Raw genomic sequence first — 17,399 nt, forward strand, 5'->3', positions numbered from 1 at the left:
TACCAAGATGAGAGAAGTCACACACCGGCCCTGATGGGGCCGGTGCCAGTTAGGAACGGAAATGGCCATGAGGGATCGCGATCCTGTCGAGATCTTCAACAACGCGCTCGTACCGATGGTCGTCGAGCAGACGTCACGCGGCGAACGCGCTTTCGATATCTATTCCCGCCTGCTTCAGGAGCGGATCATCTTCCTGACAGGTCCGGTTTACGACCAGGTGGCCGCTGTCATCTCGGCTCAGCTTCTCTATCTGGAGAGCGTCAATCCGAGCAAGGAAATCTCGTTCTACATCAACAGCCCCGGTGGTGTGGTTTCAGCCGGCCTCGCGATGTACGACACGATGCAGTACATCCGCTGCCCCGTAAGCACGGTGTGCATCGGTCAGGCGGCATCGATGGGTTCGCTGCTGCTTGCAGCCGGTGAGAAGGGACGTCGGTTCTGCCTCCCCAATGCCCGCGTCATGGTGCATCAGCCTTCAGGCGGCGCTCAGGGCCAGGCATCAGATATCGAGATCCAGGCCCGCGAGATCCTCGAAATCCGCAAGCGCCTCAACGAGATCTACCGTCATCACACCGGTCGTACGCTTGAGGAAATCGAGCAGAAGCTTGAGCGTGATTCCTACCTCTCGGCAGATGAAGCAAAGGCCTTCGGTCTTGTCGATGAGGTTGTTCAGGCACGCCCCAAGAGTGTTGCCGAGCCGGGCTAAAGCCCTTGCTCTCCGGTTGCGAGGTCCGGCCCTCCTGCCGGGCCCTACGCGGCGAACGGGCAATCCTGTCCTGTGATTGCCTCCAGGTATCCAATTATTGCCTCTTGCCGGAGGGGCTTGCCGGGCTTCTGTCGCCTGGCTTAAGTTTGAAGTTCCCCCTGTCGGGGCGTCATCACTGATGCGCCGGATCGGGGAGGAGGAGCAGCGATGAATAACAAGACCGGCGATTCGAAAAACACCCTGTATTGCTCGTTCTGCGGCAAATCGCAGCACGAGGTGCGCAAGCTGATTGCCGGTCCAACCGTTTTCATCTGTGATGAATGCGTTGAGCTGTGCATGGATATCATCCGTGAAGAGCACAAGACGCATCTCGTAAAGTCACGTGACGGGGTGCCAACTCCGAAAGAGATCTGCAAGGTTCTCGATGATTACGTGATCGGTCAGTTCATTGCCAAGCGTGCGCTGTCTGTGGCTGTGCACAACCATTACAAGCGTCTGGCCCATGCCCAGAAGAGCAATGATATCGAGATTGCAAAGTCCAATATCATGCTTATCGGCCCGACCGGTTCGGGCAAGACGCTTCTCGCACAGACGCTTGCGCGTATTCTTGACGTGCCATTCACCATGGCCGATGCCACAACCCTGACTGAAGCCGGTTATGTGGGCGAGGATGTCGAGAACATCATCCTCAAGCTCCTGCAGGCTGCCGATTACAATGTCGAGCGGGCTCAGCGCGGCATTGTCTATATCGACGAGATCGACAAGATCTCCCGCAAGTCGGACAATCCCTCGATCACCCGCGATGTGAGCGGTGAGGGTGTGCAGCAGGCGCTGCTGAAGCTGATGGAAGGGACCGTGGCTTCTGTTCCCCCGCAGGGTGGACGCAAGCATCCGCAGCAGGAGTTCCTGCAGGTGGATACCACGAACATGCTCTTCATCTGCGGTGGCGCATTCGCGGGGCTGGACAAGATCATTTCTGCTCGTGGCAAGGGTTCGGGCATCGGGTTCGGGGCTGATGTGCAGAATCCCGATGATCGTCGTCTGGGCGCCGTGCTTCATGACGTCGAGCCTGAGGACCTGCTGAAATTCGGTCTGATCCCGGAATTCATCGGTCGTCTGCCGGTTGTCGCGACGCTTGAGGATCTCGACGAGGAGACGCTGGTCGCCATTCTCTCGAAGCCCAAGAATGCGCTGGTCAAGCAGTATCAGCGCCTGTTCCAGATGGAAGGCGTGGCACTGACCTTCACCGATGATGCCCTGGTGCAGATTGCCCAGCGCGCCATTGCCCGCAAAACCGGTGCGCGTGGATTGCGCTCGATCATGGAAGCCATCCTTCTCGGCACCATGTTCGATCTTCCGGGCCTTGATGGCGTGGAAGAGGTCGTCATCAACAAGGATGTCGCCGAGAACCGTGCTGCGCCCGTGTATGTCTACGGCAAGGGCAAGTCTGCAGAACCCGCTGAACAATCTGCCTGAGTCAATCAGGTAAAAACTCCGGGGCTGGCTTGCCGCACCAGCCCTTCATCCTCACATAAAGGGGATACTGCCTTTTCAGGCAGCAAAGATGCGATGCCGGCCACGCCAGACTTACGGGTGGCCGCATTGAGATCGTCCTCAAGGAGATCAGGATCTCATGACTGAAAAAAAGAGGAAAACTGCGGTGAGCAAGCTGAACACCGCAGCAAAGGCAGAAGAGCCCAAAGCCAAGGCAAAGTCGGTCGAGACGATCGCTGTCCTGCCTCTGCGCGATATCGTTGTTTTCCCCCACATGATCGTGCCGCTTTTCGTCGGGCGCGAGAAATCCGTCCGTGCGCTTGAGGCTGTCACGCGTGACAGCAAGCAGATCCTGCTTGTTGCCCAGAAGAACGCCTCCCAGGATGATCCGCCGGCCGAGGATATCTATCGTTTCGGCACCGTTTCCACGATCCTGCAGCTGCTTAAACTGCCCGACGGCACCGTAAAGGTTCTTGTCGAAGGCATCCGCCGTGCCCGCATCAAGGAATTCCATGATGTTGACGGCCATTTCGAGGCCGAGATCGAGGACGTACAGGACGAGGTTGAGACGGGCAGCGAGGCGGAGGCGCTTGGTCGCACCGCGATCTCGCAGTTCGAGCAGTATATCAAGCTCAACAAGAAGATCGCGCCTGAAGTCATGGTGTCGCTCAACCAGATCGAGGACCTCTCGAAGCTGGCCGATACGATTGCGAGCCATCTGAACCTGAAAATTGCCGAGAAGCAGGAAATTCTGCAGGGTAATTCGGTCAGCAAGCGGCTGGAGCAGGTTTTCGCTCACATGGAGCAGGAAATTGGCGTCCTGCAGGTCGAGAAGAAAATCCGTAACCGCGTCAAGCGGCAGATGGAAAAGACCCAGCGCGAGTATTATCTGAACGAACAGCTCAAGGCGATTCAGAAGGAACTGGGTGAGGGTGAGGATGGCCGTGACGAAACGGCTGAAATCGAAGAGCGCATCGCCAAGACCCGCCTGAGCAAGGAAGCCCGCGAGAAGGCCATTGGCGAGCTGCGCAAGCTGCGCGGCATGAGCCCGATGTCGGCTGAATCCACAGTGGTGCGCAATTACCTCGACTGGATCCTGTCCATCCCCTGGAAGAAGCGCTCGAAGGTCTCGCGCGACTTCGCCGCGGCAGAGGAAGTGCTCGAATCCGAGCATTATGGTCTTGAGAAGGTCAAGGAGCGCATCCTTGAATATCTCGCGGTCCAGACGCGCTCGCAGAAGCTCAAGGGGCCGATCCTATGCCTCGTAGGGCCGCCGGGTGTGGGCAAGACCTCGCTGGCACGCTCGATTGCGAAAGCAACTGGCCGTCAATATGTGCGCATGTCGCTGGGTGGCGTGCACGATGAGTCCGAAATTCGCGGGCATCGTCGCACCTATATCGGCTCGATGCCGGGTAAGATCGTCCAGGGCATGAAGAAAGCCAAGACGTCGAACCCGCTATTCCTGCTGGACGAGATCGACAAGATGGGCTCCGACTGGCGCGGCGACCCATCCTCCGCGCTTCTCGAGGTGCTGGACCCGGAGCAGAACAGCACGTTCAACGATCATTATCTCGAGGTCGATTACGATCTGTCGGACGTGATGTTCGTGACTACGGCCAACAGCCTCAACATGCCCCAGCCTTTGCTGGACCGCATGGAGATCATTCGTCTATCGGGCTATACCGAAGATGAGAAGGTTGAGATCGCGCGTCGTCATCTGGTGGGCAAGCAGGCTGAAGCGCATAATCTGAAGCCGCAAGAGTGGTCGATCAGCGACGACGCTCTGCGCAGCCTGATCCAGCATTACACGCGTGAAGCCGGTGTGCGTAATCTGGAGCGCGAAATCGCGAAGATTGCGCGTCGTGTGGTCAAGCGCCTCGTGACGAGCTCGGTCGAGACCATTGCGGTCACGGCGGAAAATCTCGGCGAGTTCTCCGGCATCCGTCGTTTCAAGCATGGTGAGACCGAGAGCGAAGACCTGGTCGGCATGGTGTCCGGTCTTGCCTGGACGGAAGTCGGTGGCGAAATCCTGACAATCGAGAGTGTGATGCTGCCCGGCAAGGGACACGTCAAGGCAACGGGCAAGCTGGGAGAGGTCATGCAGGAGAGTGTTTCTGCAGCCGTTTCCTATGTGCGCTCACGAGCCCAGTCCTTTGGCATCAAGCCGACGATCTTCGAGAAGCGTGACATCCATGTGCATGTTCCGGAAGGAGCAACGCCCAAGGATGGTCCGTCTGCCGGTGTTGCCATGGCAACGTCGATTGTCAGCGTCATGACGGGTATTCCGATCCGTCGCGATGTGGCGATGACAGGAGAAATCACCCTGCGTGGACGCGTGCTTGAGATCGGTGGTCTGAAGGAAAAGCTGCTCGCGGCGACCCGTGCCGGCATCACGACGGTCTTTATCCCCAAGGATAATGAAAAGGATCTCGCCGAGATTCCGGCCAATGTGAAGGACGCGCTCAAGATCATTCCGGTATCGCATGTCGATCAGGTTCTAGCGTCTGCACTGGTGCGGCCGCCGGAGGCAATCGAGTGGGATGAAGAGGATGATGTGCCGGCCGCGCTGGGGAAGGACAATCTCTCCAGCCAGCTGCCACACTAAGGGTAGGGGAGGCGTGATCCTTCCCATTTCATCAGATTGACCGGACTAACGCAGTGGCCGCCCTCAGGGGCGGCCATTGTCGTATTCATGGCAGGAAAGTCGCAGTGCGGGCCAAAGCGTGAAACCGCCCGGTTTGCAGGCCTCAGCGCGGTTGACGTTAGGGAAAACGCCTTCATAGTGCCTTGCTTGTAGCACCGCCTGTGGCGGATGATCGGTTATTCAGGAACTCTGCGAGGATACGAGATGGAAAAGCCGCTGAACAAGCAGGAGCTCATTGCTGCGGTTGCAGAAAAGACCGATCTGCCCAAGGCGAAGGCCGGGGATGTCGTTGAGGCGCTGTTTGCGAGCATCGAAGAGGCGCTCGCACGCAAGCAGGAAGTGCGTCTGGTCGGATTTGGTTCGTTTGCAACGGCAACACGCAAGGCTGCCAAAGGGCGTAACCCGCGCACTGGCGAAGAAATCGACATTCCCGCGTCGGTTTCTGTACGTTTCCGTCCCGGCAAGGGCTTGAAGGATGCTGTAAGTTAACGTATCCCCTCTCCCACGGCAGGCGGCGATTCGACCGTCTGCCCTGAGGGCGATTAGCTCAGCGGTAGAGCGTCTCGTTTACACCGAGAGGGTCGGCGGTTCAATCCCGTCATCGCCCACCATTCCTCAGCTATTGGAAGATCGATGAGCTTCCAGTCAGGCTTCATCTGGACCCTTGAGTGTCATGAGACGCTCGGTTCCACCTCCGATTACTGCAAAAACGAAGCGGAAAATGGTGCTGCCCATGGCAGAGCCGTCCTTGCCTACCGTCAGACGGCCGGTCGCGGGACGCGCGGGCGTCAGTGGGACGCCCCCAGCGGAAACCTATCTTTCTCCTTCATATGTCGTGATGCTCGGGTAAACGACCTCGTGCAGGCCATGCCGTTCATGGTTGCCGTGGCTCTTCACGACGCTCTCTCTGCCTGCGCGCCGTCTGCGGCTCTGCGGATCAAGTGGCCCAACGATATTCTATGCGATGGAGCCAAACTGGCTGGCGTGCTGATAGAGCGCGGCGGTGTGACCGGTTCCGAATGGATTGTCATCGGCATTGGTGCCAACCTGAAGACCGCGCCGGATATTGCAGGGCGTCAGACGGTCGCACTCTCAGCGCTGGGAGGGCAGGTTGGCCCCGCCGATCTGGCCCGCCAGATACTGACGTCTTTCTCATTCTGGTTCGATCTCTGGCAGCGTCGGGGCTTTGCACCCATTCGGCAGGCCTGGCTTGATCGGGCGCATGAGCTGGGTTCGCGGCTTGCGGTCCAGAGGGGTGGAGACTATATAGAGGGTTTCTTCGCGGGTCTCGATGAGTGCGGTCGGCTGGTCTTGCAGACCGACCAGAACGAGGTTCAGACAGTCGCGGCGGGGGATATTCTACTGCTTGGGTGAAGGACGGTCTGTGCTCCTCGTTGTCGACGCTGGTAACACGAACATTGTTTTTGCTGTCCATGACGGCAAGGAGTGGCGTGGTACTTGGCGCGTATCGACGAACGACCAGCGGACCTCTGATGAATACGCTGTCTGGCTCCTCGGCCTGATCGAATTATCCAATCTCAATTACCGCGCAATATCGCGTGCGATTATCGGCACTGTCGTGCCAGCTGCGCTTTACCATCTGCGCCGTCTGTGCCGCGAATGGCTCGATATCGAGCCCCTGATCGCCAATAACGCGCTCGACTGGGGATGTCCCGTCAAGGTTGATACCCCGGCCGAGGTGGGCGTGGACAGGCGGCTCAACGGGCTTGCCGCACAGCATTTTTTCGGCGGTCCGTTGGTGGTGGTCGATTTCGGCACAGCGACGACTTTCGATGTAGTGGATAGCGAGGGCGCCTTTTGTGGGGGGGCGATTGCACCCGGGGTCAATCTCTCGCTCGAGGCCCTGCATCAGGCAGCAGCGCGTCTGCCCCGTATCAGTGTCGGGCGTCCATCTTCTGCCATTGGGCGCAGCACGACGGTTGCCATGCGTTCAGGTCTTTTCTGGGGTTATGTCGGTCTGGTGGAAGGGATCGTCTCGCGCATCGCGCTTGAGATGGCCTCACCGATCAAGGTGATCGCGACAGGGGGACTGGCCCCGCTTTTTTCCGAGGGAACAGATCTGTTCCAGCATGTAGCTCCAACTCTCACGCTGGATGGCCTGCGCTTGCTCGCTGCGCGCAATGCCACTGGCGAATTTATTCCGGCACCAGGATGAAGGTGTATTTTTTGTCTCTATCTAGGATTAATTTATGAGCATTACTGAAAAAGGTCTGGCCTTCCTGCCATTGGGCGGGACGGGTGAGATCGGGATGAATTTCAATCTCTATTGCCTCGACGGCAAGTGGCTCGCCATTGACTGCGGTATCGGCTTTTCGGGCAATGATACGCCTGAAGCCGAAATCCTCATGCCTGACCCGCTCTTCATCGCCGAGCGGCACAAGAGCCTGTGCGGCCTTGTGATCACCCATGCACATGAAGACCATCTGGGTGCTGTCGCGCATCTCTGGCCGCAATTGCGCTGCCCGATCTACGCCACGCCTTTCGCAAGCGCTGTGCTTCGACGCAAGCTGGGAGAAGCGCATCTGCTGTCGCAGGTGACGATCCACACCATCCCGATGGGCGGGTATTTCGCGGTCGGGCCGTTCGATCTGCAATTCATCAATGTCACCCATTCGGTGCCCGAGGCGCAGTCGCTCGTTCTGCGCACGCCTTACGGCACGATCGTACACACTGGCGACCTCAAGCTTGATCGCGAGCCTGTGGTGGGCCCCCTAACGGATCTCGACGCCTTTAGGGCCGTGGGTGACGAGGGCGTTCTGGCCATGGTGTGCGACAGCACCAATGTCTTCCGCGACGGAATCTCCGGTACGGAAGGCCAGGTGCGTGATTCCATGGCCGATCTGATCAAGACGCTGCATGGCCGTGTCGCGATCACCTGTTTTGCCAGCAATGTGGCGCGTGTCGAGAGCATCGCACGCGCTGCCAAGGCGGCCGGGCGTCAGGTAATGGTTGTCGGGCGTTCTTTGCGCAATCTCGAGGTTGCGGCCCGCGAATGTGGTTATCTGCAGGATATCCCGCCCTTCCTTGATGAGCGGGAGGCGAATTCGGTTCCGGATAACCGCCTGCTGATGATCATCACTGGCAGTCAGGGCGAACCCCGCTCGGCACTGTCGCGCATTGCCTCGGATGTTCACCCGAACATTTCGCTGGGTGAGGGGGATACGGTCATCTATTCCTCACGCATGATTCCCGGCAATGAGCAGGCCGTCATGGCGGTGCAGGACAACCTGACCCGGCGCGGTGCCACTGTGCTGACCGACAAGGATCATCTCGTCCATGTGTCGGGCCATGCCACGGCAGATGATCTGCGTCATCTCTACAGCCTTGTGCGCCCCAAGCTGAGCGTGCCGACCCATGGTGAATGGCGTCATCTGACGGCTCACGCAGCCCTCGCTCGCGAGACCGGCACCGAGGCGATCCTGCTTGAGGACGGTGACCTGCTGCGCCTCGGTCCGGATCATGCAGAGGTGGTGGATACCGCCCCTACGGGTCGTCTGGCGCTCGATGGCGGGCGTCTGCTGCCCATGACCGGAGGCGTGCTGGCAGCGCGTCGCAAGATGCTCTTCAACGGCATGGTCATTGCGAGCTTTGCGGTCGATGACGAGGGCTATGTGATTGGCATGCCCAAGATCAGTGCGCCCGGTCTGCTGGAATCCGAAGATCCCGAGAGCACGCGCATCTCGGAAGAGTTCGCCGATGCCATCGATGAGATCCCTGATGATCTGCGTCAGGACGACGATGCCTTCCGTGATGCGGCCAAGACGGCGCTGCGCCGCGCGCTGGGACGCAAGCTGCAGAAGCGTCCTCTGGTCGATGTCCATCTGCTGCGGGTCTGATCCCGCAGCATCTGCCACGAACGCGCCATAACAGGCGCGCCACTTTTCTTTTCTAGAACGGTCACACACGATGCGTCTGTCCCGCGGTTTCCTGCCTACCCTCAAAGAAGTGCCTGCCGAGGCCCAGATTGCCTCGCATCGTCTGATGCTGCGCGCTGGTCTTGTGCGTCAGACTTCGGCGGGTATCTATGCCTGGCTTCCGGCTGGTCTGCGCGTGCTGCGCAATATCGAGCAGATCGTGCGGGAAGAGCAGAATGCCATCGGCGCGCAGGAATTGCTGATGCCGACCGTTCAGTCTTCCGAGCTCTGGAAGCGCTCTGGCCGTTATGACGCTTACGGCCCCGAAATGCTGCGCATCCGCGACCGTCAGGACCGCGAATTGCTTTACGGGCCGACCAATGAGGAAATGATCACCGATCTTTTCGGTCAGGTCATCAAATCCTATCGCGAGCTGCCGCAAGCGCTGTATCATGTGCAATGGAAGTTCCGCGATGAGCTGCGTCCGCGCTTTGGCGTGATGCGCGGTCGCGAGTTCTTCATGAAGGACGCCTATTCCTTCGATGCGTCTTATGAGGACGCCGTTGCTGCCTATCGTCGCATGATGCTGGCCTATCTGCGCACCTTCCAGCGTCTGGGCGTGCGGGCTGTCCCCATGAAGGCCGATACTGGGCCGATCGGCGGCGATCTGAGCCACGAATTCCTCGTGCTGGCGCCGACAGGCGAGAGCGGGGTGTTCTTCGACGCAGCGCTTGAGGAGCAGGACTGGCTGCATGAGGCCGTCGATATTGCCGACCATGCCAGCCTTGAGACCTTTTTCAGCGGCGTTACGAAGTTCTATGCCGCGACTGACGAGATGCATGACGAGAAGGCGTGGGAAGACGTGCCTGCCGATCGTCGCCGTGAAGGGCGTGGTATCGAAGTTGGGCATATCTTCTATTTCGGCACCAAATATACCGAATCCATGGGGATCTCGGTCAGCGGTGCTGATGGCAACCAGTTCTTCCCGGAAATGGGGTCGTACGGCATCGGTGTATCGCGCCTTGTCGGTGCCATTATCGAAGCCAGCCATGATGAGGCCGGTATCATCTGGCCGGACTCGGTCGCGCCCTATCGCGCTGCCATTCTTAGCCTGAAGCCCGGCGATGAAGCAGTGGATGCGCTGTGCGAACAGCTCTATGCCGCAGCCCCCGACGCATTCCTATATGACGATCGTGGCGAGCGCGCCGGCGTGAAGTTCAACGATGCCGACCTGATGGGCCATCCCTGGCAGATGATTGTCGGCCCGCGCGGCGCCAAGGAAGGCAAGGTCGAACTAAAGCGTCGCGCGACAGGCGAACGCTTCGAGCTGACAGTGGAAGAAGCACTTGCGAAGGTGCTGGGCACTCATGCAGCAGGCAAGGACGCCGCCTGATCATGTTCAACCGCTTCGAGCGCGTGGTGGCGGGGCGCTATCTGCGCGCCCGTCGCGGAGAACGCTTCGTTTCCATCATCGCGATTTTCTCCCTCATCGGCATTGCGCTGGGGGTCGCCACCCTCATCATCGTCATGGCGGTGATGAACGGGTTTCGCGCCGACCTGATGGGCCGCGTGCTCGGACTGAATGGCGATCTGAACATTTTCAGCGCAGGGCACAGCATCACCAATTATCAGGATGATGTGGTCGCCATACGCGAGGTCAAAAACGTCACCCGTGTCACGCCAATGGCGGAAGGGACGGTGCTGATCGACGCCGGGAATTATTCTACAGGCGGCGTCGTGCGTGGCATCATCCCCTCTGACCTGCGCGATCTCCATGCCCTGAGCGATAATATCACCGATGGCAAACTTGCTGATTTCCAGGGCGATGATGCGATTGCCGTTGGCACGACGCTCGCGGCCCGGGCCGGCCTGACGGTTGGCAGCAAGGTAACGCTGCTCTCGCCCAATGGCCGCGCCACGCCTTTCGGGACCATGCCGCGCATACGGGCCTATCATGTGGCCATAGTGTTCGACGCCGGGGTGAATGATTACGACACCAGTGTCATCCTGATGCCGTTGGACTCTGCCCAGCGCTTCCTGATGATGCCCGATGCAGTATCGCTCATTCAGGTGGCGACGCGTGAACCGCTTGAGGTGATGCCTGTCACCCGCGCCATCGCCCAGCGTCTGGATGACCCAAGGCTGCGCGTGATGGACTGGACCCAGAGTAATAACGCGTTTCTGGGTGCGCTGACCGTGCAGCAGAACGTGATGTTCCTCATTCTTACCCTGATCATCCTGGTGGCAGCGTTCAACGTGATTTCTTCCATGATTATGATGGTCAAGGACAAGACGCGCGATATCGCGGTGCTGCGCACATTGGGCGCCAGCCGGGGGGCTGTCATGCGCATCTTCCTGATGTGCGGCGCCTCGGTCGGTGTGTCCGGCACACTGATTGGTTTCGGGATCGGGGTCGTATTCTGCCTGAACATCGAGCGCATCCAGCATGGTGTGGAGCATCTGACCCATACCAGCCTGTTCAACCCGGAATTCTATTATCTCGAACATCTGCCAGCCAAGCTGATCTGGTCGCAGGTCATCGAGGTTATGGTCATGGCGCTTGCCCTGTCTTTCGTCGCAACGCTTTACCCGTCCTGGCGTGCAGCCAAGACCGATCCGATCGAGGCGCTGCGCCATGAGTGAGACCAACTCCGCAACCGCTCCGGTTCTTTCTTTGAAGGACGTGACGCGTCGTTTTCGCTCCGGCGAAGAAACGCTCGAAATCCTGAAGGGCGTGTCTTTCGATCTGTTCCCCGGTGAGATCGTGGCTCTTGTCGCGCCCAGCGGTACGGGCAAATCGACACTGCTTCATATCGCCGGTCTGCTGGAAGCCCCGCAGGAAGGCAGTGTGCGCATTGCCGGGCACGACACGGCTTCCCTGTCAGACACGGCACGCACGCAGATACGACGCGACGAGGTGGGTTTCGTCTATCAGTTTCATCACCTTCTCGCCGAGTTCACGGCATTGGAGAATGTGGTGCTCCCCCAGCATATTGCGGGCGTTTCCCCTCGCGATGCGACATCACGCGCGACCGATCTTCTGACGCGTTTCGGGCTCGCGCATCGGCTGCACAATCTGCCGGGCAAGCTTTCGGGTGGAGAGAAGCAGCGTGTGGCCATCGCCCGTGCTCTGGCCAATCAACCAAAGCTTCTTCTGGCTGACGAACCGACCGGCAATTTGGATGTGCATACCTCCGATGCCGTGTTTGACGAGTTGCTGCATGCGGTTCGTAGCGAGAATGTGGGCGCGTTGATTGCGACCCATAACGAGGAGCTGGCGTCGCGTATGGATCGTGTCGTGACCCTGCGTGATGGGCGGATCGTCTCGCGATAAAGAAAGAGATGAAGGGGGCGTTCGGGTCTGATAGACCATGACCCATGTCCCATGCCCCCTTCGTTCATCTTCGTAATCACTCCGCCTATTCGCTGAGCCAGGGGGCGATACGCATACCCGATCTGGTGGCTCTGGCCGCTGAATCCGCCATGCCTGCCGTGGCGTTGACCGATACAGGCAATCTCTTCGGGGCGCTTGAATTCTCGCAGTACTGCACGGGTAAGGGCGTGCAGCCCATCATCGGTTGCCAGCTCGCATTGCCATCGCGCAGCGACAAGCCCGGTGCCCCGTCAGAGCCCATGGTGGCGCTGGCCCGTAATGAGGCGGGGCTTGCCAATCTGCAGTTCCTCTCTTCCGAGGGATTCCTCAAGGGCGATCCTTCCGACCCGGCCATTCTGCTTGAGACATTCTGCGCTCATGCGGACGGGCTATTTCTGCTGACTGGCGGGACGCGTGGGCCATTGTTCCGCCTGCTTGCCGAGGGGCAGGAAGATCAGGCAATGACGCTGCTGCGCCGTTTGCAGGAGAGCTTTGGCGCCCATATGGCTGTCGAGCTGCATCGCCATGGTCTGCCTGAAGAGAAAGCCGTTGAGCCCGGCATGATCGCCGCTGCTGACCGTCTGGGGCTACCTTTGGTCGCCACCAACGAGTGCTTTTTCTCCAAACCGGCCATGCATGAGGCCCATGATGCGTTGCTCTGCATCGCGCAGGGACGCACCATGGCGGAGCAGGAGCGCTGGCGGGTCACGCCGGAGCACTGGTTTAAATCGCCCGATGCCATGCGGGCGCTTTTTGCCGATCTGCCGGAGGCCTGCGACAACACGCTCATGATTGCGCAGCGCTGCGCGGTGAAGGTCTCGACCCGGCCGCCGCTCCTGCCTGTCTGTCCCAAGGTCAATGAGGGCGCGACCGAGGAAGAGACCTTGCGGGCGATGTCGGAAGAGGGGCTACGCCAGCGCCTGTCCCGCATGGAGGCCGATGACGACACACGCAGACGCTATGAGGAGCGTCTGGAAATGGAACTCGGCATCATCGGGCGTATGGGCTTTCCCGGTTACTTCCTGATTGTGGCCGACTTCATCCAATGGGCGAAGGAACATGATATCCCGGTCGGGCCGGGGCGTGGGTCGGGGGCAGGCTCTCTCGTGGCCTGGGCGCTCACCATCACCGATATCGATCCGCTGCCGTTCAACCTGCTCTTCGAGCGCTTTCTGAATCCCGAACGCGTCTCTATGCCTGACTTCGATATCGATTTCTGTCAGGACCGGCGCGACGAGGTGATCCGCTACGTGCGCACCGAATATGGTGGCGAGCGCGTGGCGCAGATCATCACCTTCGGCAAGCTTCAGGCGCGCGCCGCCGTGCGCGATGTCGGGCGCGTGCTCGGCCTGCCTTTTGGCATGGTCAACCGCGTGGCGGAGCTGATCCCGAACAACCCGGCCAAGCCTGTCACGCTCAAACAGGCGATCGATGGCGAGCCGCGCCTTCAAGAAATGCGCGAGAATGACGAGGCGCTGCGCCGCTTGATGGAGATCGCTTTGCAGCTCGAAGGGCTCTATCGCCACGCGTCAACTCACGCGGCAGGTGTGGTGATCGGCGATCGTGAACTGGTCGAGCTCGTGCCGCTCTATCGCGATCCCAAGAGCGATATGCTGGTCACGCAGTATAATATGAAATTCGTCGAGCAGGCCGGGTTGGTAAAGTTCGACTTCCTCGGCCTGACCACGCTCACCATTCTCAAGCGTGGGATCAATTTCATCGCGCAACAGGGCATCGAGGTCGATCTGGCCACACTGCCTCTGGACGACGCGCCCACCTATGACATGCTGGCCCGTGGCGATGCGGGCGGCGTCTTCCAGTTCGAAGGCGCGGGCATGCGCGACGTGCTCAAGCAGATGCGCCCGACGCGGCTTGAGGATCTGATTGCGGCGGTGGCGCTCTATCGTCCGGGGCCGATGGCCAATATCCCCGATTACTGCGCGCGCAAGCACGGTGCCTCATGGGAGCCGCCCCATGAGGAAATTCGCGATATCCTGTCCGAGACCTATGGCATCATGGTCTATCAGGAACAGGTCATGCAGATCGCGCAGAAAATGGCCGGGTACAGCCTTGGCGGCGCCGATCTCTTGCGTCGTGCCATGGGCAAGAAGATCCGCGCCGAGATGGACACGCAGCGCGAGATCTTCGTCAAAGGCGCGACTGGGCGCGGGATCACCCCCGAGAAGGCTGCCGAGGTGTTCGACCTCATGGCGCGCTTCGCGGATTACGGGTTCAACAAATCCCACGCCGCCGCCTATGCGCTTGTCTCGTATCAGACGGCCTGGATGAAGGCGAATCATCCGGTGGCGTTTCTTGCCGGATGCATGTCGCTCGCCCGCGAAAAGACGGACAAGCTGGCGTCACTCTGTCAGGAAGCGCGCCGGATGAAAATCAAGGTGCTTCCCGTCGATATCAATCGCTCAAAGGCTGATTTCTCGCTCGAAAAGCAGGAGGATGGAAGCTGGGCCATCCGCTACGCTTTGGCTGCGGTCAAACGCGTCGGGTTTTCGGCCATGCAAGCCATTGTGGAGGCCCGCGGCGACAAGCCCTTCGCCAGTCTCGCCGATCTGGCTGCACGTTGTGATGCAAAACAGCTTAACAAGATCCAGATTGAAAACCTTGCCAAGGCTGGGGCTTTCGACTCCCTCGACAAGCCGCGTCATATCGTCTTTGCCAGCTCTGAAATCATTATGCGTCGCGCGCAATCCGACGCACAGGAGGCGGCTTCGGGCCAGATCGGCCTGTTCGGTGCCTCGGCCGAGCCCGAGGAGTTGCGTTTGGCCGAAGCCAAGTACTGGCCCGAATTCGAACGTCTGGCGGCCGAGGCCGAGGCGATCGGTTTCCACATGTCGGCGCACCCGCTGGATGCCTATCGCTCGGTCCTGAAGCGAGCCAATGTGCTGACGTCGCAGAATCTCATGACCGCTGCCGAGAACGGGTCCTATCGCGTGCGTATCGCGGGCTGCGTGGTCGACAAGAAGGAGCGGCCCACCAAGAGCGGGAGCAAGATGGCGTGGGTACGCCTGTCCGATGCGACAGGTGGTTGCGAAGTGACCCTGTTCTCGGAGGTCCTCTCGCGTTGCCGCGATCTGCTGGTGGCCGGTCAGGCCGTGATGGTGACGGCCGACCTCAAGCTGGAGGGCGATGCACTACGCATTACGGCCAATGACGTGACGGATCTGGAGAAGGCTGCCGCTCAGGAAAGCTCGGAGATGCGCGTATGGATCAGCGAAGCGTCAGCGGTGACGAAGGTGCGCGATCTTCTCAGCAGCCAGGGCAGGGGGCGCGGTAAGATCGTGCTGGTGCCAGCCGTGGACGAGACCAAGGCCGTGGAGGTGACCCTGACCGGACACTTCCCGGTCACGCCACGATTGGGCGAACAATTGCGCACCATTCATGGGGTATCGCGTATCGACCATCTTTGAGCAGGGACGATGCCCAAGGCGCGACACAAGGGGACAGCCGCGATGCAGGTCATCGCAGTCCGCAATAGCCACCTGCATCGGATCCCGTGTTATAGCGCTGCCGCACATGGAGCGACGTTTATTGGAGAGCTGTGTCCTGCGGCGAATTTCAAGAGGCGGGGAAATTATGCCTGTGAACAACCGTACCTCTTCAACCTCGCGCGCGCGATAGCAAGCTGCTGTTCGGTGAAAAGTGTCGACCACGGTGATTGCAGGACAAAGTACTCGACGCTTTTCGTGAGGCCCTCCGTCTGTCCGTGGAGATAGAGCTGGGTAAATCCCTCTGACGGATTGGGTGTGGCCAATAATCTGTCAGCCGCTTTCTTGCCGCCCAACTCCCTGACAAGCTGCAAATATCTGGTTGCTCTGTAAGGTTTCTGGAGCTTGAGCCCCTCGTGATAGATGTTTTCCATTGCCGCGTGAAATTTCTTTTCGAGCATAATCATATTCCCTTCGTGATTAGCTTGGTTCGGCATATTCCCGGGTCGAACAATGTCGTCAGATCCTGACCGTTTGCCCTCGCACACCAAAGAGCGTCTTGCGATCATTACTGGCCTGAGGAGGCGGCGTCCTATAGGGCCCGCCGAAGATCGCGTGATATGCGCCGGGGATCGCCTTTCCACGTCCTTGCGAGCCTCTCTGATCTTTGCCCGAGCGGCATCACACGATGGAAGAGAGTTGGGCTTGTCGCTTGAGCGTGCGCGGAGGATCTAAGGCAATCCCTGCTCTTCTTCCTTGCCTTTTCAAACGAAAAAGGCGATACCGCGCCCGTCTGGCTTTTCTGACGGCGTTGCCGGTAGGGGAGTTAGGCAATTCGCACGTATGACGACAGACTCTCTGGTGCCCGTGAAAACGCGCAATGTCATACGGAGGCACAACCAGAAGAACAGGAATTTGCATCATGGCGATGCCTGAATTCACCATGCGTCAGCTGCTCGAAGCCGGCGTTCACTTTGGTCACCACACGCGTCGCTGGAACCCGGCGATGGCACCGTATCTGTTCGGTGTCCGCAACCAGGTTCACATCATCGACCTGCAGCAGACCGTTCCGATGCTCGATCGTGCCCTGCAGGCCGTTCGCAACACGGTGGCCGGTGGCGGTCGCGTGCTGTTCGTCGGCACCAAGCGCGCTGCTGCCGAGCATGTGGCTGAGGCTGCAACCCGCTGCGGCCAGTACTACGTCAACCATCGCTGGCTCGGCGGCATGCTGACCAACTGGAAGACCATCACGGGTTCGATCAAGCGCCTGCGCCAGATCGACGAGATGCTCTCCGGCGACACGCATGGTCTGACGAAGAAGGAAATTCTCGACATCACCCGTGACCGCGAGAAGCTTGAGCGTTCGCTCGGCGGCATCAAGGAAATGGGCGGCCTGCCGGACATCCTGTTCGTCATCGACACGAACAAGGAGAAGCTGGCGGTTGAGGAAGCCAACAAGCTTGGCATTCCGGTTGTTGCCGTTCTCGACAGTAACTCCAACCCGGCTGGCGTGACCTACCCGATTCCGGGCAATGACGACGCCATCCGCGCCATCACCACCTATTGCGACCTCGTGTCGCAGGCCGTGCTCGATGGTATCTCGGCTGAAATGGCTGCTTCGGGTGCCGATTTCGGTGCGTCTGAAGAACTGCCGGTCGAGACGGTTGTTGAAGAGACCACGGCAGAAGCTCCGGCTGAAGCCTGAGATGCGTGCGGGAGATCGTGAGGTCTCCCCCAGCATTCGGAATTTCTGGCGTGCCCGGCTGAAAAGCTGCGGCGCGCCGTTTCGTTCCTAGAGCCTGCCCCGCGCTTTCGGGATGCGGGGAGGGGCTCAGGTTCTTTATTGTGGCGAGTATTGTCATCC

General features: G+C 59.6%; 13 protein-coding genes and 1 tRNA gene. 13 read left to right on the forward strand and 1 reads right to left on the reverse strand.

Annotation, left to right across the window (positions count from 1 at the left end; translation table 11 throughout):
• Positions 1-67: 67 nt before the first annotated feature.
• The 12 genes from P5689_RS13475 to dnaE all read left to right on the forward strand — a co-directional run bounded on the left by P5689_RS13475 (position 68) and on the right by dnaE (position 15,517).
• Entirely contained in the window at positions 68-706 is a 639-nt protein-coding gene (locus tag P5689_RS13475) for an ATP-dependent Clp protease proteolytic subunit (protein WP_023977494.1), read from the forward strand.
• 207 nt (positions 707-913) lie between these two features.
• A complete protein-coding gene (clpX, locus tag P5689_RS13480; protein WP_122049444.1) occupies positions 914-2,182 on the forward strand; it encodes an ATP-dependent Clp protease ATP-binding subunit ClpX in 1,269 nt (422 codons plus the stop codon).
• Between the two features lie 157 nt (positions 2,183-2,339).
• Positions 2,340-4,805 carry an endopeptidase La gene (lon, locus tag P5689_RS13485; protein ID WP_285533540.1) on the forward strand — a complete coding sequence of 822 codons (2,466 nt, stop codon included), beginning with the start codon at positions 2,340-2,342 and terminating at the stop codon, positions 4,803-4,805.
• 243 nt (positions 4,806-5,048) lie between these two features.
• Positions 5,049-5,333 carry an HU family DNA-binding protein gene (locus P5689_RS13490; RefSeq protein ID WP_023977491.1) on the forward strand — a complete coding sequence of 95 codons (285 nt, stop codon included), beginning with the start codon at positions 5,049-5,051 and terminating at the stop codon, positions 5,331-5,333.
• Positions 5,334-5,380: 47 nt separating this feature from the next.
• A tRNA-Val gene (locus P5689_RS13495) sits at positions 5,381-5,455 on the forward strand.
• A gap of 22 nt (positions 5,456-5,477) precedes the next feature.
• On the forward strand, positions 5,478-6,218 hold the full coding sequence (locus P5689_RS13500) for a biotin--[acetyl-CoA-carboxylase] ligase (RefSeq protein WP_285533541.1): 741 nt from the start codon (positions 5,478-5,480) through the stop codon (positions 6,216-6,218).
• A 10-nt stretch (positions 6,219-6,228) separates the two neighbouring features.
• Positions 6,229-7,020, forward strand: a complete 792-nt coding sequence (locus P5689_RS13505; RefSeq protein ID WP_285533543.1) for a type III pantothenate kinase — start codon at positions 6,229-6,231, stop codon at positions 7,018-7,020.
• Between the two features lie 34 nt (positions 7,021-7,054).
• Positions 7,055-8,701 (forward strand): ribonuclease J, encoded by a 1,647-nt coding sequence (locus P5689_RS13510; RefSeq protein ID WP_285533545.1) that lies wholly within the window; start codon positions 7,055-7,057, stop codon positions 8,699-8,701.
• A gap of 70 nt (positions 8,702-8,771) precedes the next feature.
• The gene (proS, locus tag P5689_RS13515; protein WP_023977487.1) at positions 8,772-10,112 is read left to right on the forward strand and encodes a proline--tRNA ligase; all 1,341 of its coding nucleotides are present in this window, start codon (positions 8,772-8,774) and stop codon (positions 10,110-10,112) included.
• A 2-nt stretch (positions 10,113-10,114) separates the two neighbouring features.
• Entirely contained in the window at positions 10,115-11,362 is a 1,248-nt protein-coding gene (locus P5689_RS13520; RefSeq protein ID WP_023977486.1) for a lipoprotein-releasing ABC transporter permease subunit, read from the forward strand.
• Entirely contained in the window at positions 11,355-12,053 is a 699-nt protein-coding gene (locus tag P5689_RS13525) for an ABC transporter ATP-binding protein (protein ID WP_023977485.1), read from the forward strand. The genes P5689_RS13520 and P5689_RS13525 overlap by 8 nt, the downstream gene beginning before the upstream one ends.
• A gap of 44 nt (positions 12,054-12,097) precedes the next feature.
• Positions 12,098-15,517 (forward strand): DNA polymerase III subunit alpha, encoded by a 3,420-nt coding sequence (gene dnaE, locus P5689_RS13530; protein ID WP_285533546.1) that lies wholly within the window; start codon positions 12,098-12,100, stop codon positions 15,515-15,517.
• Between the two features lie 164 nt (positions 15,518-15,681).
• Here the strand turns inward: dnaE and P5689_RS13535 are convergent, their stop codons facing one another.
• Positions 15,682-15,996, reverse strand: coding sequence for a hypothetical protein (locus P5689_RS13535; protein ID WP_285533547.1), 315 nt, complete (start codon positions 15,994-15,996; stop codon positions 15,682-15,684).
• Between the two features lie 461 nt (positions 15,997-16,457).
• Between P5689_RS13535 and rpsB the strand changes: the two genes are divergently transcribed.
• Positions 16,458-17,240, forward strand: a complete 783-nt coding sequence (gene rpsB, locus P5689_RS13540; protein WP_035439212.1) for a 30S ribosomal protein S2 — start codon at positions 16,458-16,460, stop codon at positions 17,238-17,240.
• Positions 17,241-17,399: the final 159 nt, after the last annotated feature.

This window comes from Asaia sp. HumB (assembly GCF_030263835.1).
Lineage (GTDB): Bacteria > Pseudomonadota > Alphaproteobacteria > Acetobacterales > Acetobacteraceae > Asaia > Asaia bogorensis.

Coding starts and splice junctions, on each gene's coding strand:
- P5689_RS13475 (WP_023977494.1), top strand. CDS start 68: ATGAGGGATCGCGATCCTGTCGAGATCTTCAACAACGCGCTCGTACCG.
- clpX (WP_122049444.1), top strand. CDS start 914: ATGAATAACAAGACCGGCGATTCGAAAAACACCCTGTATTGCTCGTTC.
- lon (WP_285533540.1), top strand. CDS start 2,340: ATGACTGAAAAAAAGAGGAAAACTGCGGTGAGCAAGCTGAACACCGCA.
- P5689_RS13490 (WP_023977491.1), top strand. CDS start 5,049: ATGGAAAAGCCGCTGAACAAGCAGGAGCTCATTGCTGCGGTTGCAGAA.
- P5689_RS13500 (WP_285533541.1), top strand. CDS start 5,478: ATGAGCTTCCAGTCAGGCTTCATCTGGACCCTTGAGTGTCATGAGACG.
- P5689_RS13510 (WP_285533545.1), top strand. CDS start 7,055: ATGAGCATTACTGAAAAAGGTCTGGCCTTCCTGCCATTGGGCGGGACG.
- proS (WP_023977487.1), top strand. CDS start 8,772: ATGCGTCTGTCCCGCGGTTTCCTGCCTACCCTCAAAGAAGTGCCTGCC.
- P5689_RS13520 (WP_023977486.1), top strand. CDS start 10,115: ATGTTCAACCGCTTCGAGCGCGTGGTGGCGGGGCGCTATCTGCGCGCC.
- P5689_RS13525 (WP_023977485.1), top strand. CDS start 11,355: ATGAGTGAGACCAACTCCGCAACCGCTCCGGTTCTTTCTTTGAAGGAC.
- dnaE (WP_285533546.1), top strand. CDS start 12,098: ATGTCCCATGCCCCCTTCGTTCATCTTCGTAATCACTCCGCCTATTCG.
- P5689_RS13535 (WP_285533547.1), bottom strand. CDS start 15,996: ATGCTCGAAAAGAAATTTCACGCGGCAATGGAAAACATCTATCACGAG.
- rpsB (WP_035439212.1), top strand. CDS start 16,458: ATGGCGATGCCTGAATTCACCATGCGTCAGCTGCTCGAAGCCGGCGTT.